Origin of the sequence: Psychrosphaera algicola (assembly GCF_028401425.1) — a bacterium.
GTDB lineage: Bacteria > Pseudomonadota > Gammaproteobacteria > Enterobacterales > Alteromonadaceae > Psychrosphaera > Psychrosphaera algicola.
Window position 1 is genome coordinate 4,632,151 of sequence record NZ_JAQOMS010000002.1, and the last position, 13,719, is coordinate 4,645,869.

Annotated in this window: 13 protein-coding genes and 3 pseudogenes; 13 read left to right on the top strand and 3 right to left on the bottom strand. The window is 39.6% G+C overall.

Annotated features, from left to right (window positions below; genetic code table 11):
- The first annotated feature begins 48 nt into the window (after window positions 1-48).
- The 6 genes and pseudogenes from clpP (at window position 49) to PN838_RS25475 (ending at window position 7,080) form a co-directional block, all read left to right on the top strand.
- On the top strand, window positions 49-690 hold the full coding sequence (gene clpP / locus PN838_RS25450; protein WP_215964822.1) for an ATP-dependent Clp endopeptidase proteolytic subunit ClpP: 642 nt from the start codon (window positions 49-51) through the stop codon (window positions 688-690).
- 86 nt (window positions 691-776) lie between these two features.
- Window positions 777-2,045 carry an ATP-dependent protease ATP-binding subunit ClpX gene (gene clpX, locus PN838_RS25455; RefSeq protein WP_215964823.1) on the top strand — a complete coding sequence of 423 codons (1,269 nt, stop codon included), beginning with the start codon at window positions 777-779 and terminating at the stop codon, window positions 2,043-2,045.
- Window positions 2,046-2,156: 111 nt separating this feature from the next.
- Window positions 2,157-4,507 (top strand): annotated as a pseudogene (lon, locus tag PN838_RS25460) (endopeptidase La).
- Window positions 4,508-4,720: 213 nt separating this feature from the next.
- Window positions 4,721-4,993: an HU family DNA-binding protein gene (locus tag PN838_RS25465; RefSeq protein WP_215964825.1), complete on the top strand. Its 273-nt coding sequence runs from the start codon at window positions 4,721-4,723 to the stop codon at window positions 4,991-4,993.
- 237 nt (window positions 4,994-5,230) lie between these two features.
- On the top strand, window positions 5,231-6,757 hold the full coding sequence (locus PN838_RS25470) for a SurA N-terminal domain-containing protein (RefSeq protein WP_272182432.1): 1,527 nt from the start codon (window positions 5,231-5,233) through the stop codon (window positions 6,755-6,757).
- A gap of 41 nt (window positions 6,758-6,798) precedes the next feature.
- A complete protein-coding gene (locus PN838_RS25475; RefSeq protein WP_272182433.1) occupies window positions 6,799-7,080 on the top strand; it encodes a hypothetical protein in 282 nt (93 codons plus the stop codon).
- A gap of 99 nt (window positions 7,081-7,179) precedes the next feature.
- On the opposite strand, the gene PN838_RS25480 is transcribed toward PN838_RS25475, so the two are convergent.
- Genes PN838_RS25480 through PN838_RS25490 form a run of 3 tightly spaced genes read right to left on the bottom strand, consistent with a single transcriptional unit; the run spans window position 7,180 to window position 8,359 of the window.
- A complete protein-coding gene (locus tag PN838_RS25480) occupies window positions 7,180-7,455 on the bottom strand; it encodes an EscU/YscU/HrcU family type III secretion system export apparatus switch protein (RefSeq protein WP_272182434.1) in 276 nt (91 codons plus the stop codon).
- The gene (locus PN838_RS25485; RefSeq protein WP_272182435.1) at window positions 7,452-7,886 is read right to left on the bottom strand and encodes a hypothetical protein; all 435 of its coding nucleotides are present in this window, start codon (window positions 7,884-7,886) and stop codon (window positions 7,452-7,454) included. The genes PN838_RS25480 and PN838_RS25485 overlap by 4 nt, the downstream gene beginning before the upstream one ends.
- Window positions 7,887-7,915: 29 nt before the next feature.
- The gene (locus PN838_RS25490) at window positions 7,916-8,359 is read right to left on the bottom strand and encodes a hypothetical protein (RefSeq protein WP_272182436.1); all 444 of its coding nucleotides are present in this window, start codon (window positions 8,357-8,359) and stop codon (window positions 7,916-7,918) included.
- A gap of 245 nt (window positions 8,360-8,604) precedes the next feature.
- On the opposite strand from PN838_RS25490, the pseudogene PN838_RS25495 reads away from it, so the two are divergent.
- The 7 genes and pseudogenes from PN838_RS25495 to PN838_RS25520 all read left to right on the top strand — a co-directional run bounded on the left by PN838_RS25495 (window position 8,605) and on the right by PN838_RS25520 (window position 13,660).
- A pseudogene (locus tag PN838_RS25495) lies at window positions 8,605-10,567 on the top strand (heme lyase CcmF/NrfE family subunit).
- Window positions 10,567-10,803 carry a thioredoxin domain-containing protein gene (locus PN838_RS26810; RefSeq protein WP_334313453.1) on the top strand — a complete coding sequence of 79 codons (237 nt, stop codon included), beginning with the start codon at window positions 10,567-10,569 and terminating at the stop codon, window positions 10,801-10,803. The pseudogene PN838_RS25495 and the gene PN838_RS26810 overlap by 1 nt, the downstream one beginning before the upstream one ends.
- A 16-nt stretch (window positions 10,804-10,819) precedes the next feature.
- Window positions 10,820-11,140 (top strand): thioredoxin domain-containing protein, encoded by a 321-nt coding sequence (locus PN838_RS26815; RefSeq protein ID WP_334313454.1) that lies wholly within the window; start codon window positions 10,820-10,822, stop codon window positions 11,138-11,140.
- Complete coding sequence (locus tag PN838_RS25505; protein ID WP_272182437.1) at window positions 11,137-11,637, top strand: cytochrome c-type biogenesis protein; 501 nt, start codon at window positions 11,137-11,139, stop codon at window positions 11,635-11,637. Before PN838_RS26815 ends, PN838_RS25505 begins: the two co-directional genes overlap by 4 nt.
- Window positions 11,634-12,878 (top strand): c-type cytochrome biogenesis protein CcmI, encoded by a 1,245-nt coding sequence (gene ccmI, locus PN838_RS25510; protein WP_272182438.1) that lies wholly within the window; start codon window positions 11,634-11,636, stop codon window positions 12,876-12,878. Before PN838_RS25505 ends, ccmI begins: the two co-directional genes overlap by 4 nt.
- The gene (locus tag PN838_RS25515) at window positions 12,875-13,186 is read left to right on the top strand and encodes an MlaA family lipoprotein (RefSeq protein ID WP_272182439.1); all 312 of its coding nucleotides are present in this window, start codon (window positions 12,875-12,877) and stop codon (window positions 13,184-13,186) included. Before ccmI ends, PN838_RS25515 begins: the two co-directional genes overlap by 4 nt.
- Window positions 13,158-13,660, top strand: a pseudogene (locus PN838_RS25520) (MlaA family lipoprotein). Before PN838_RS25515 ends, PN838_RS25520 begins: the two are co-directional and overlap by 29 nt.
- Window positions 13,661-13,719 lie beyond the last annotated feature (59 nt).

Below are 13,719 nucleotides of genomic sequence, written 5' to 3' on the forward strand. Positions count from 1 at the left end.
CGATATACTAAATGTATTTCGAGCCATTTTTGTTTTTAAGGAAGGTCTATGTTTAACCACACAAATACTGTGGCTGGCGGTAACCCTGCTGATGTACTAAGTGCATTAGTTCCTATGGTTGTTGAACAAACAGCCAAAGGCGAACGTTCGTACGATATCTACAGCCGCTTGTTAAAAGAGCGCATTATATTTCTTACTGGTCAAGTTGAAGACCACATGGCGAATTTAATCTGTGCGCAATTATTGTTTTTAGAGTCTGAAAATCCTGATAAAGATATTTATCTTTATATTAATTCTCCAGGCGGTAGTGTCACAGCGGGTATGTCTATCTATGATACGATGAATTTCATCAAACCTGACATCGCAACGATATGTATGGGACAAGCAGCAAGTATGGGCGCGTTCTTACTATCTGGTGGCGCAAAAGGTAAACGTCATTGTTTGCCAAACTCACGGGTGATGATCCATCAACCTTTGGGTGGTTTTCAAGGCCAAGCGTCTGATTTTGAAATCCATGCAAAAGAGATTTTAACCATTAAAGAACGTTTAAACCGTTTAATGGCAGATCACTCTGGTCAACCTTTTGAAAAGGTATGTAAAGATACAGACCGTGATAACTTCTTAAACCCTCAAGAAGCCCTTGATTATGGTTTAATTGATTCTATTTTAACTAGCCGTGAAACTAAATAATATTTACTATTGACCGATATAGGTAAATATAATTTTATTGACTACGCTTAAGTAGTGTTTTGTAGCTAGCAAAGTGAGGTGACTTTATGTCAGAGCATACAGATAACGACAGCAAACTACTGTATTGTTCATTTTGCGGCAAGAGCCAGCATGAAGTAAGAAAACTGATTGCGGGCCCTTCTGTTTATGTTTGTGACGAATGCGTTGATTTATGCAACGACATTATTCGCGAAGAAATAAAAGAGATATCACCAAAGCGTGATAACTCAGCTTTACCGACTCCGATGGATATCTGTAAGCATTTAGACGACTACGTTATTGGCCAACAACATGCCAAAAAAGTATTGTCTGTAGCCGTTTATAATCACTATAAACGTCTTAAAAATGCCGGAACCGAATTAGACGTTGAATTAGGTAAAAGTAATATCTTGCTAATCGGACCGACTGGTAGTGGTAAAACATTATTGGCAGAGACATTAGCTCGCTTATTGGATGTTCCGTTTACAATGGCTGATGCTACGACATTAACCGAAGCCGGTTATGTTGGTGAAGACGTTGAAAACATTATTCAAAAGCTTTTGCAAAAATGCGATTACGATGTGGAGAAAGCCCAACGCGGTATTGTTTACATTGACGAAATCGACAAAATCTCTCGCAAGGCTGACAATCCGTCAATCACTCGTGATGTGTCGGGTGAAGGTGTTCAACAAGCGTTGTTAAAACTGATTGAAGGTACAGTTGCATCTATACCGCCTCAAGGTGGTCGAAAGCATCCGCAGCAGGAATTTTTGCAGGTTGATACTTCGAAGATTTTATTTATCTGTGGTGGTGCATTTGCAGGCCTAGATAAAGTGATTGAAGCTCGCTCAGAAACGGGCACCGCAATTGGTTTTGGCGCTGAAGTGAAATCGATGGCTGACGCTAAAACGTTAACCGAACATTTCCAAAATGTTGAACCAGAAGACCTAGTAAAATATGGTTTGATACCAGAGTTTATTGGTCGATTGCCAGTTGTTGCGACATTAGGTGAGCTAGACCAAGATGCCTTGGTACAAATTTTAAGCGAACCTAAGAATGCGCTAACAAAACAATATGGTGCGTTATTTAAATTAGAAGACGTCGAACTTGAATTCCGTGAAGATGCTTTAGCTGCAATTGCGGCAAAAGCAATGCAACGTAAAACCGGTGCGCGTGGACTTCGTTCAATTATTGAAGGTGTATTGTTAAATACAATGTATGAATTGCCTTCAATGGACGATGTTTCTAAAGTTGTTGTGGACGCTTCTGTAATAGACGGGGATTCAGATCCCATTCTTATTTACGATAATTCACAATCAAAAGCGGTACCTGAATAGCAGGAACGATTAAAAAGGAGTCAATTGACTCCTTTTTTGTTTTAGCAATTGAACTTTTTCTCCTCCGCCCCATATACTTAGTAATTAACAGAATCCAGAGAATTCATTGATATGACCCATGATCCCGCAAATTCTAATATCCCCGTTTTAGCCTTAAGGGATGTTGTTGTCTACCCACATATGGTTATTCCACTTTTTGTTGGGCGTGAAAAGTCCATTGCCTGTTTAGAACAAGCTATGGAAAAAGACAAAAAGATTTTTCTCGTTGCTCAAAAAGACCCAACGACTGATGACCCAACTGTTGAAGAGTTGTTTACCGTTGGAACAGTAGCCACTATTTTGCAGATGCTAAAATTACCTGACGGCACCGTTAAAGTTCTTGTCGAAGGAAACTATCGCGCAAAAATTAGTGAATATACTGAAACTGGCGAATATTTCGAAGCGAACATTAAGCAAATTCAAGTGTTTGAAGCTGATGAACGCGAGCAAGAAGTATTGATCCGCTCAGCGATTAATCAGTTTGAAGGCTATATTAAGCTTAATAAAAAGATCCCGCCTGAAGTATTAACATCTGTTTCTGGTATCGACGATGCAGACCGCTTAGCCGATACCATGGCATCCCATATGCCGTTAAAAGTTGAAGAGAAACAAAAAGCATTAGAAATTGAAGATGTTCGTGAACGTCTCGAATATTTAATGGCATTGATGGAAGGCGAAATAGACTTGTTGCAAGTGGAGAAAAAATCCGCGGCCGAGTTAAAAAGCAGATGGAAAAAAGTCAGCGTGAATATTATTTGAATGAGCAAATGAAAGCCATTCAGAAAGAATTAGGCGAGACTGAAGACGGCGTTGACGAGTTTGATTCATTAGAACAAAAAATCGTTGAAGCTGAAATGCCAGAAGAGGCTGAGCTTAAAACACGCTCAGAACTTAAGAAATTAAAAATGATGTCAGCTATGTCTGCGGAAGCCACTGTGGTTCGTGGATACATTGAATGGATGACAAACGTACCTTGGAAAGCAAAGTCACGTGTCAAAAAAGACTTAAATAAAGCGCAGGATATTCTAGATTCTGACCATTACGGATTAGATAAAGTTAAAGAACGTATTGTCGAGTATCTCGCGGTGCAGCAACGAACAAGTAAATTAAAAGGGCCAATCTTATGTTTAGTTGGTCCTCCAGGTGTTGGTAAAACATCTCTTGGTCAATCAATTGCTAAAGCGACTGGACGTAAATATGTTCGCATGGCATTAGGTGGTGTGCGTGATGAAGCTGAAATACGTGGTCATAGAAGAACGTATATTGGCTCTATGCCGGGTAAAATTGTGCAAAAAATGTCGAAAGTTGGGGTTAAAAACCCACTGTTTCTATTAGACGAAATCGATAAAATGAGTTCGGACATGCGTGGCGACCCATCGTCTGCATTGTTGGAAGTTTTAGACCCAGAGCAAAACTCAGCGTTTAATGACCACTACTTAGAAGTTGATTATGATTTGTCTGACATCATGTTTGTCGCCACATCAAACAGCATGGATATACTAAGGCCCATTATTAGACCGTATGGAAGTTATTCGTTTGGCTGGTTATACCGAAGACGAAAAAGTAAATATTGCGCTGGAACATTTATTAAGTAAGCAGAAAAAGCGTAATGGCCTTAAAGACGGTGAATTTGACTTAACGGAAGATGCAATTGTAGATATTGTTCGCTATTACACGCGTGAAGCTGGCGTGCGTAGTTTAGAACGTGAAATTTCAAAAATTTGCCGCAAGGTCGTAACTGAAATATTAACGCAGAAAGACACAACATCAGTGACTGTCAACGCCGCAAATTTAAATAATTATTTGGGTGTTCGTCGTTACGATTATGGAAAAGTTGAAGGCGACGACAGAATAGGGCAGGTAACTGGCCTAGCATGGACTCAGGTTGGCGGTGACTTGTTAACTATTGAATGTGCCACTGTCCTAGGCAAAGGCAAGCTCGTCTATACGGGCTCGTTAGGTGATGTAATGAAAGAATCGATTCAAGCGGCATTAACAGTAGTTAAAAGCCGTGCCGAATCGCTTCGTATTAACACTGACTTTTCTGAGAAACGCGATATTCATATTCACGTACCAGAAGGTGCAACTCCAAAAGATGGCCCAAGTGCCGGTGTTGGTATGGTAACTTCGTTAGTGTCTAGTTTAACAGGAAATCCAGTGAAAGCTGATGTTGCAATGACTGGTGAAATTACATTGCGGGGCGAAGTCCTAGCAATTGGTGGTCTGAAAGAAAAATTACTTGCGGCACATCGCGGTGGCATTAAAACGGTTCTAATCCCTCACGAAAACGAAAGAGACCTCGAAGAGATCCCTGATAACGTGAAAAAGACCTTACGATTATTCCTGTTAAATGGATTGATGAGGTGCTCAATGTGGCATTAAGTCAGCCTGTAGAACGAATTTCGACCGAAAATTGCGCATAAAATCAAAAAAGGTGAAAAAAGCAATTTTTTACTAAAAAGGCTTTTCAAAACCTCGGACTGTGCTAGTTTATTGCCTCTAGGGGGATTAGGAGACTAATTTTCCAGACCTTAAATATACAGTCCGATGATACTCATAATGGACTACAGCCTGAGTGATAAACCTAGCTGTTAATAAAAAAATTAAAAAATTTAAAAATTATAGGGGATGATATTGTGAACAAATCTCAACTGATCGAAAAAATGGCTGAAGGCGCTGACATTTCAAAAGCTTCTGCTGGTCGTGCATTAGATTCATTCATTGAAGCCGTAACTGGCGCATTAGCGGAAGGCGATTCTGTCGCTCTTGTTGGTTTTGGTACTTTTACAGTTCGTGATCGAGCTGCAAGAACTGGACGCAACCCGCAAACAGGCGCAGCAATTGAAATTGCAGCAGCAAAAGTTCCAGCGTTTAAAGCTGGTAAAGCGTTAAAAGACGCTTGTAACTAATTAAAACTCTTTAATTAAACGGAAACGCATTAAAGTCTCTATAATCATTGACTGTTGTGCTGGAACACACATTGTTATTCAGGTCGTGTTTCCACTGTTCTACTAATTAAAGGTTCAAGCATTAAAGCGCATCTGGTAAGATGCGCTTTTTTATAATAGGCTAGGGATTGAGGTCAACAATATTGACCCTATATTGTTAGTTTGATTTGAATTCCAGTTCAGCTAAGAGAAGTGAAAATGCTAGAAAGAATTAGAGAAGGTTCTCAAGGAATCGTTGCCAAATCCGTATTGGGTTTAGTTATTTTTACCTTTGCCATTAGTGGTATCGGTAGTTATATAAATAGTACATCGGATAGCACAGTTATTTCAGTTAATGGTGTTGAAATCACCAAATCTGAAGTTGATCAGGCATATCAAAATGGTCGTCAACAATTGCAATCACAATATGGTGAAATGGTAGAGCAATTATTTGCCGACGAAGCCTATGTTGCAACTTACCGCGAACAAATTATTGATAACTTAGTTGTTGAAGAGCTACAAAAACAACAAGCTAAAGAAATTGGCGTACGCGTTAGCGACGAACAAATTCGTAAAGCAATTATCGAAATGCCAGCTTTCCAACTCGCTGGTGAATTTAGCAATGATATTTACTTGGCAAAAATACGCCAAGCGGGATATTCAGCTAGTCAATTCCGTGAAATGTTACGTCAACAATTGAGCCGTACGCAATTTGCAGGCTCTGTAATGGGCTCTGAATTTGTATTACCGTCAGAGAAGCAACAATTTGCCGCTTTGTTTAATCAAACTCGTTCATTTGACTTAGTCAAATTTGATGCAAAAGCATTAGAAGCGTCAATTACGCTTGAAGAAGCAGACATCAAAAATTATTTTGAATTAAATGCATCTCGCTACCAGACGCAGGAAAAAATCTCTTTTGAATATATTTTGATCGACAGCGAAAAACTTGCAAGTAAAGTTGTTGTCTCAGAAGAAGAGTTGAAAACGTATTACACAAATAATATTGCTGAGTTTACAACAGCTGAAAAACGTCGTATTTCACATATTCTAGTTGAATCTGGCGATGCAGCTAAGGTTGCTGAAATTCAAGCTAAGCTAGATGCGGGCGAAAATTTCGCTGACGTAGCTAAGTCTTTATCTGAAGATTCATTCAGTGCTGAAAACGGTGGTGACTTAGAATATTTCGAATCTGGCGTATTTGGTGACGCATTTGACTCAGCAGTAACGTCATTATCTACAGTTGGTGAAGTTTCACCATTAGTAGAAACAGACGGCGGTCAGCATTTCATTACGTTAACAGAGTTAACACCTGAAGTTGTTAAGCCATTTGCTGAAGTAAAAGAAACTATTGCTGAAGAAGCACGTCAATCTAAAGTTACTGAATTGTATATTGAAGCACAAACTAAAGTGACAGAAGTGGCCTTTGAAGTACCGGACGATCTTACTGACGCAGCTAAAGAAGCTGGTTTAGAATTAAGCACTCAAAAATTAGCGAGTCGTTATCAATTAACGGGTGACTTAAGCAATCCTCTATTAGTGAACAAAGTCTTTGATGTCGACTTTATTTCTGAAGGCCTAAATAGTGACCTGATTGAATTGAGTGATACCAAGTCAATCGTTGTTCGTGCCCTAGAGCATGAAGCCTCGCGTCCACAGACGTTAGAAGAAGTTAAAGGGTTAGTGACAAGCGCATTAACTAAACAAAAGCGTCAGAACTTGCTCAGGAGCAAGCTAAAGCGCTATTAGCTAAAATCTCTGAAGGGTTTGATTATACAACGGACTCATCATTGGCTGCGGAAACGTTTACTCGTGTAGATCGTAACAATACTGCTGTTGATAGAGCGGTTAAAGAACATGTGTTTACAATGCCTAAACCAGCAACTGACGCTACGAGCTCAGACTGGGTTGATATGGCCAATGGCAGCGCAGCTGTTGTTGTTTTAAAAGCCGTAGATGTCAATGTTAATGGCGATAAAAATGCTGGTGAACAAGTTGCCGGCATTTTATCTCAAGCGACAAACAAAGCATTTATTGAGTCGGCTAGACTAAGTGCAGAAATTGAACGTTAATACCGCTTTGGTATAAAAAACAAAAAACCTCGATTTATTCGAGGTTTTTTATGTCAAAAATTTATCGTCAACTACAGACGGTTTCGATTCAAATTATTGCTAGGAATCTGGAAATTTACCCTTAAGTAAATAACTAAAGGCGATAAGTTCAGCGATGACGACGTACATATTTGGAGGGATTTTGTCACCTACCGCCATTGTTTCTAACCGTTTAAACAATACCTCATCTTTATGTATCAATATATTATGGGCACGTGCGTGTTCAATAATTTGATCAGCGAGTTCGTTGTAACCTTTACTGACGATTTCAGGTGCACTAAAACCATCGTAAACTAAAGACAGTGCTTCGGTATTTTTATGATGATGATTTTTCATATCTTAATATCTATTAAACCAGTAGATTTAGCCGGCGACGGTTGAATTAACGCACTGTCGACTGCGAAGTTGGCTTGGCATTCAAACCCTAATGCGGTAAATCTATTTTGTAAAAGGGGCCAACAGCTGTTCACACGCTCAAGCATGACCGCAGACGAACACGTATTGGTGAATTGCAAATTTTGATTACGTAAACGGACATTACAACGCGCAATTCCAATACTTTCTAAGGTGATTTGAAAGTCGAATGAAAGTAATTGTTGTTCTATCTTCTGATCGTTATTTGAACTCGATTGCTGTTTTATTGAAATAAGTGATTTGGCTTTTTCGTCTAACAAAATAATTAAATTTAGAAGTGACGAACTACTGTCTTGGTTTGTTTGTCCAATTTGCCTTTTACTGGCGCTTATTTCCGTTATCGGGTCATCCATGAATAGTAAGGCGGTTAGTTGGTTGTTTCTCAGTTCCAGTTGAGTAAGCCGATGATCAAGTTTAGATGAGCTAACCCCGTTAATTGCGATAAAAGTTTATTTATTTCCTTTGGCACTGAAACATTTTTATCATTTTGTTGTCTACTGAGGTACTGCGTCATCAGCACCGTCATTGCCGGATTGAGAGTTAAGTTCGCTGGTCGAAGAGAGGAGGGTAGATAAACTTCTAATCGAGTCGTCGCTTGCATTAATAATACGGTTTGAGAATCTAATAATTGACGTTGGTTAATGGAAACCCGTTTTGGCGAGATATCGATGTTTGTCAATTGAGGCATATTCTGGACCGTGAGGAGCAGATGTTGATCTACTTTAGCGACAGCCCGTATAGGTGACGATACTAATGCAATAGATACATCAGCAGCACGGTTTTGGGTAACTTGTCCTAATTGTGAAGAACTTGGAATATGCGACACAATAAATACCTTATGAGCGTGTTCTTAAAGTACCAAAAAGTGGCAAATTTAGTGATCAGTTTGCCTGAATATCTAGGTAGCGGCAAATTCATTATGTTACAATGCCGCGTTTTATTTCGGATCTTCAGGCATTTATCGAAGACTACGAAAAATTAAAATACCACTGGTCGTAACGACCAGACTCATAATAGACGGCAAAAAGCTGTTTATAAAGTTTACAAAGTTAACTAGTAGAAAGTATTAATATGATCCCAGAGTTAGGTAATTTTGCGCTTTATATCGCATTCGGATTTAGTTTACTGTTATCCATACTGCCGTTTATCGGTCTTCGTAAGTCAAATATGGGGTTAATGCAAACAGCCCCTAATTTAGCGGTTGGCCTTTTTGTTTTCACCTTGTTTGCATTTTTATGCCTTGTTTTCGCGTTTGTTACCGACGACTTTACGGTATTAAATGTCGCTCAAAACTCCAACTCTGCATTGCCGGTTCAGTATAAGTTTGCCGCATCTTTTGGTAGTCACGAAGGTTCGTTCCTGTTGTGGTTGTTAATGCAGTCTGGCTGGGCCTGCGCAGTGGCCGTGTGGTCTAAATCGTTACCTACGACAATGCGTACGCGTGTATTGATGGTGATTGGCTGGATTTGTGTTGGGTTTTACGCTTATATCATTACGGTTTCTAATCCGTTTGACCGTACATTACCGTTTTTTCCGGTCGATGGCGCTGACTTAAATCCGCTATTACAAGATATTGGTATGATCATACACCCACCTTTGTTGTACATGGGTTATGTTGGAATGAGTATTTGTTTCTCTTTTGCAATTGCGGCTTTGTTAAGTGGCGATCTTGACTCTACGTGGGCTAAATGGTCACGTCCATGGACTGCTGTTGCTTATGGGCTTTTTAACACTCGGCATCACCATTGGTTCTTGGTGGGCTTATTCTGAGCTCGGCTGGGGCGGTTGGTGGTTCTGGGACCCAGTAGAAAACGCTTCTTTAATGCCTTGGCTTGTTGCAACGGCTTTGTTGCACTCATTAGCTGTTGCCGAAAAACGAAATGCCTTTAAAAGTTGGACTGTATTTTTAGCCATTGCATCGTTTTCGTTAAGTCTATTGGGCACATTTTTAGTTCGTTCTGGCGTCATTGTTTCGGTTCATGCTTTCGCAACGGACCCTGCACGAGGTGTGTTTATTCTTGTTTTGCTGGCGATTGTGATTGGCGGCAGTTTGTTGTTGTATAGCTTAAAAGCAGGATTAATTAAAAGTGTTGGCAAGTTTTCTATTTTTTCTCGTGAATCTAGCCTTTGGCTTAACAATGTCTTTTTAGTTGCTGCGACCATCATTGTTTTATTAGGTACCTTGCTACCTCTTGTGCATAAAGAAATTGGTCTTGGTACCATTTCAATAGGCGAACCTTTCTTTAATCAGATGTTTACTTATCTCATTGTGCCATTTGCATTATTAATCGGTATTGCGCCACACATTCGATGGAAACAAGACAAACCGAATAAATTTGTGGCTACTCCGTTGATTATTTGTTTGGCGTCGGTCGCTCTGTCTTACCTTTGGTTAGTTGTCGAATTTGGTGAGGTTAAAGGGCTTGCTTGGTTATCGACAAGTTTATTCTGGTGGATCATACTTTTCACCGCCGTTGAGCTGGTAAAGACGACTCAAAAAGTTCGCATAACCAAGTTGCCTTTAAGTCATTTTGCTATGGTCTTAGGGCATGTCGGTTTGGCCTTTGTTATTGCAGGAGTTGGCTTAACGAGTCAATATTCTACAGAACGGGATGTGAAAATGTTTGTGGGTGGCAGCGAATCGTTTTCTGGTTTTGACTTTAAATTTGTAAAACTACAAGATGTTAAAGGTCCAAATTATGATGGATGGGCGGCGCAAATTGATATCACACAACAAGGACAAGAAGTATCCACTTTGTTGGCTGAAAAGCGTTTTTATCCTGTACAACGCAATACTATGACAGAAGCAGCGATAGACGCGACATTTTTCCGCGACATTTATATTTCACTAGGCGAGCAGCTTCCTGATAAAGGATGGGCTTTACGTTTGCATCTTAAGCCTTATGTCAGATGGTTTTGGTTTGGTGGTATTGTTGTCGCATTTGCAGGAGCATTGATAGTCGCTGACAAGCGGTACCGCCAGCAAAAGCCGTCTGTTCGAATGCGTAGTTCTGCCGCCGCGGAGATTGTGTAATGAAGTATAAATTAAGCTTGTTTCTCCCCTTGATTATTTTTGTGATCTTAGTTGGCTTTTTACTAAAAGGCTTATTTAGCGATCCTCGTCAACGCGACTCCGCAGTGGTTGGTAAGTCGTTCCCTGAATTTCAATTACCCGATTTAATGAATGAAGAAAAAGTTCACTCATTACAAACACTAAGAGGTGAAAAAGTGCTCCTTAATGTTTGGGAGTACCTGGTGCATTACTTGTAAATATGAACTGCCTTTTTTGACAAAAATTAAAACGGAATATGGCGTTAAGGTTGTCGGTATTTATTACGATCAAAATCACGCGCCTGAGTTTGGTCAATTTGCAAATATTCCTCAGATCCAAATTGAAGTTAAACAATTGCTAGCTCAACTTGGTGACCCTTATCAATTTCATATATTAGATCTCGACCGCACTTTGTCTTTAGATTTGGGTGTCACGGGCGCTCCTGAAACCTTTCTGATGGATTCAAATGGGGTAATCAAAGCCCACCATATGGGAGATGTTAATGAGCGAGTTTGGCGCGATAAATTGGCACCAATTTGGAATGAAATGCAATGATGAAATCAATTTCAATATTAATCGTGATCCTAGCTTCACTGGTTAGCGTTAAATCTTATGGCTTTGACGAAATGGTGACGTTTGACAATCCTAAGCAAGAAGCCGAATACCGGGAACTTATAAAAGAGTTGCGGTGTCCTAAATGCCAAAACCAGAATATTGCAGACTCAAATGCCATTGTTGCAAAAGATATGCGGGCAAAAGCTTTATTGTTATTACAAGAAGGCAAAAGCAAACAACAAGTTGTTGACTATATGATTAATCGCTACGGACAATTTGCTCATTATCGCCCACCAGTTAATATCGCTACAATTATGTTGTGGGCTATCCCAGTAGGTTTCATCCTTATGTGTATCATTTTATTGTGGCGACGCAGTCGACTGTCAATGCAAGTTGATAATGCCACCGACACCGCGGGATTAAATTCAGAACTTGATAATTTGTTAGATGAAGTTAGTGACCTACAAAACGCAGAAACGACGAGGAACAATCCGTGAGCAGTCTATTTTTTAGTTTTATCGGAATGTGCATTGTCGCGTTAGTGTTTATATGTGTACCGCTATTTCGATTCAGCCAATTTGGCCATAAACGTAATGCTTCGGCGCAGTGGTTTGAACAACGTCTTGCAGAATTAACAGACGAACTAGAACAAGGCCGTTTTACTCAGCAACAATACGAGTTTGCAGTTACCGAATTAAAACTGACCACTAAATTCGAACTGACCAAAGAGAATAAGGTACAACCCACGATTATTAATGAATTTGGTTTCAGTTCAAAAATATTAATATCGGTTCTGTTTGTTGTATTTATCTCTGGGTTTTATTTGTTTTATGGCAATTATACAAAGTTGTCTAATTGGCAGGATTCAATTGATGAGTTACCTGATTTAACTCAAAAAATAATTCAAAATCAAAACCAAGCACCGACCGTTCAAGAATTGCAAAGTTTCGCTTTGGGATTAAGAACAAAATTAGCGGTAAAAGACGAAGCGATTGGATGGATGTTATTAGGTCGTACTTTATTGGCTTTAAACGATATAAACTCTGCGATAGATGCATTCAAAAAATCCTACGATAGAGATCCTAAAAGCGTAACCAATATTGTCAATTACGCACAGGCTCTTTATTTAAAAGGAGAGGACTTTGAACTGGGTAAAGCAGTAAACATATTGCGCGAAGCATTATATTTACAACCAGATAATATGATGGCTTTGATCATTTTTGGTGAAAGTAACCTACTATTAAAACGTTTTGATAATGCGAAAGAAGCATTTGAATTGGCATTGTCTCAGCTTAATGCTGATGACGAGCGCACTGTCGCTTTACGTCAACGAATTGAATTTATTAATCAAAGCACAGGTACACAAACACCTGATACGCAAACTAACGACATACAAAATGGATTAACAATTACAGTGCAACTAGATGACCGCGTTACGGCGTCTGGAACACAATTTCGTTATTTATTTTTATTCGCCAAGTCAGCGTCAAGTCCGGTTCCTGTCGCCGTGAAAAAATTGCCAATAAGCAATTTCCCGTTGACAGTTAATTTATCTGATTCGGATATCATGTTACCAGATGTGAAGTTATCGGATCAGAGTTCAGTTAATATTACAGCTCGTTTGTCGATTGACGAAGCGGCTGGTTTGACCGCAGGGGAGTGGCAAGGAGAGTTACTTGATATTAAGCCCTCAGCAAATGAACCTATTACGATAGTTATTAATAAGGAAACAAAATGAAGTCAACTTGGATTAAACAAGTCGTTTTAATCACTTTCGTATTGTTGTTGTCTGCCTGTGCCAAAACGCCAGAGCCACAACCTGTGGATGCGACCAACACGGAACAAGTGATAGCCCCTATTGTTGATGAACGTGACCCGTTTGAGTCGATGAACCGTTCATTATGGGATTTTAACTGGAATGTTTTAGACAAATACGTATTAAGACCTTTGGCCGTTGGTTATTCAGAATATTTGCCAAGACCAGCTCAAACAGGTGTCCGTAATTTTGTGACGAACCTTGAAGAAGCCAGGTTATGCGGTAAATAGCTTACTGCAAGGTAAAGTAAAACATAGCGGTAAAGCAGTAGGTCGTTTCCTGATTAACTCTACGGTGGGAATTTTTGGCCTGATTGACGTTGCTGACTATATGGGAATAGAACGCCACAAAGAAGATGCAGGGCAGACTATGGGTATTTATGGTGTTGGTAACGGACCTTACGTTATGATCCTAGGTTACGGTCCTACAACTATTCGAGACGGTACGGGGATTTTATTGATGGTCAAATCTTTCCACTGTATTTACTTGATTGGCCAGCAGCCTTGTTAAAAACGGGTATTAAAGCCGTTTACACTCGTGCTGATTTAATCGCGCAAGAGGGTATGATTGAGAATTCTGTAGACTCTTACATTTTTGTCAAAGAGGTTTATTACCAAAACCAGAATTTCAAACTTCACGACGGCAACCCGCCGCTTGAAGAACCTGAAGAGTTTGATGAAGCGTTTTTAGACGAGATAGATTAATAAAATAAATAGTGCTGAAACTGAGTTATACAATCGATTTCAGTCAAATAAAAAGGCCA

Excerpts from the sequence above, each read along its gene's own strand:
- clpX (WP_215964823.1), top strand. The coding sequence starts at position 777 with ATGTCAGAGCATACAGATAACGACAGCAAACTACTGTATTGTTCATTT.
- PN838_RS25515 (WP_272182439.1), top strand. The coding sequence starts at position 12,875 with ATGAAGTCAACTTGGATTAAACAAGTCGTTTTAATCACTTTCGTATTG.
- PN838_RS25485 (WP_272182435.1), bottom strand. The coding sequence starts at position 7,886 with ATGGATGACCCGATAACGGAAATAAGCGCCAGTAAAAGGCAAATTGGA.
- PN838_RS25505 (WP_272182437.1), top strand. The coding sequence starts at position 11,137 with ATGATGAAATCAATTTCAATATTAATCGTGATCCTAGCTTCACTGGTT.
- PN838_RS25480 (WP_272182434.1), bottom strand. The coding sequence starts at position 7,455 with ATGAAAAATCATCATCATAAAAATACCGAAGCACTGTCTTTAGTTTAC.
- PN838_RS25470 (WP_272182432.1), top strand. The coding sequence starts at position 5,231 with ATGCTAGAAAGAATTAGAGAAGGTTCTCAAGGAATCGTTGCCAAATCC.
- clpP (WP_215964822.1), top strand. The coding sequence starts at position 49 with ATGTTTAACCACACAAATACTGTGGCTGGCGGTAACCCTGCTGATGTA.
- PN838_RS26810 (WP_334313453.1), top strand. The coding sequence starts at position 10,567 with ATGAAGTATAAATTAAGCTTGTTTCTCCCCTTGATTATTTTTGTGATC.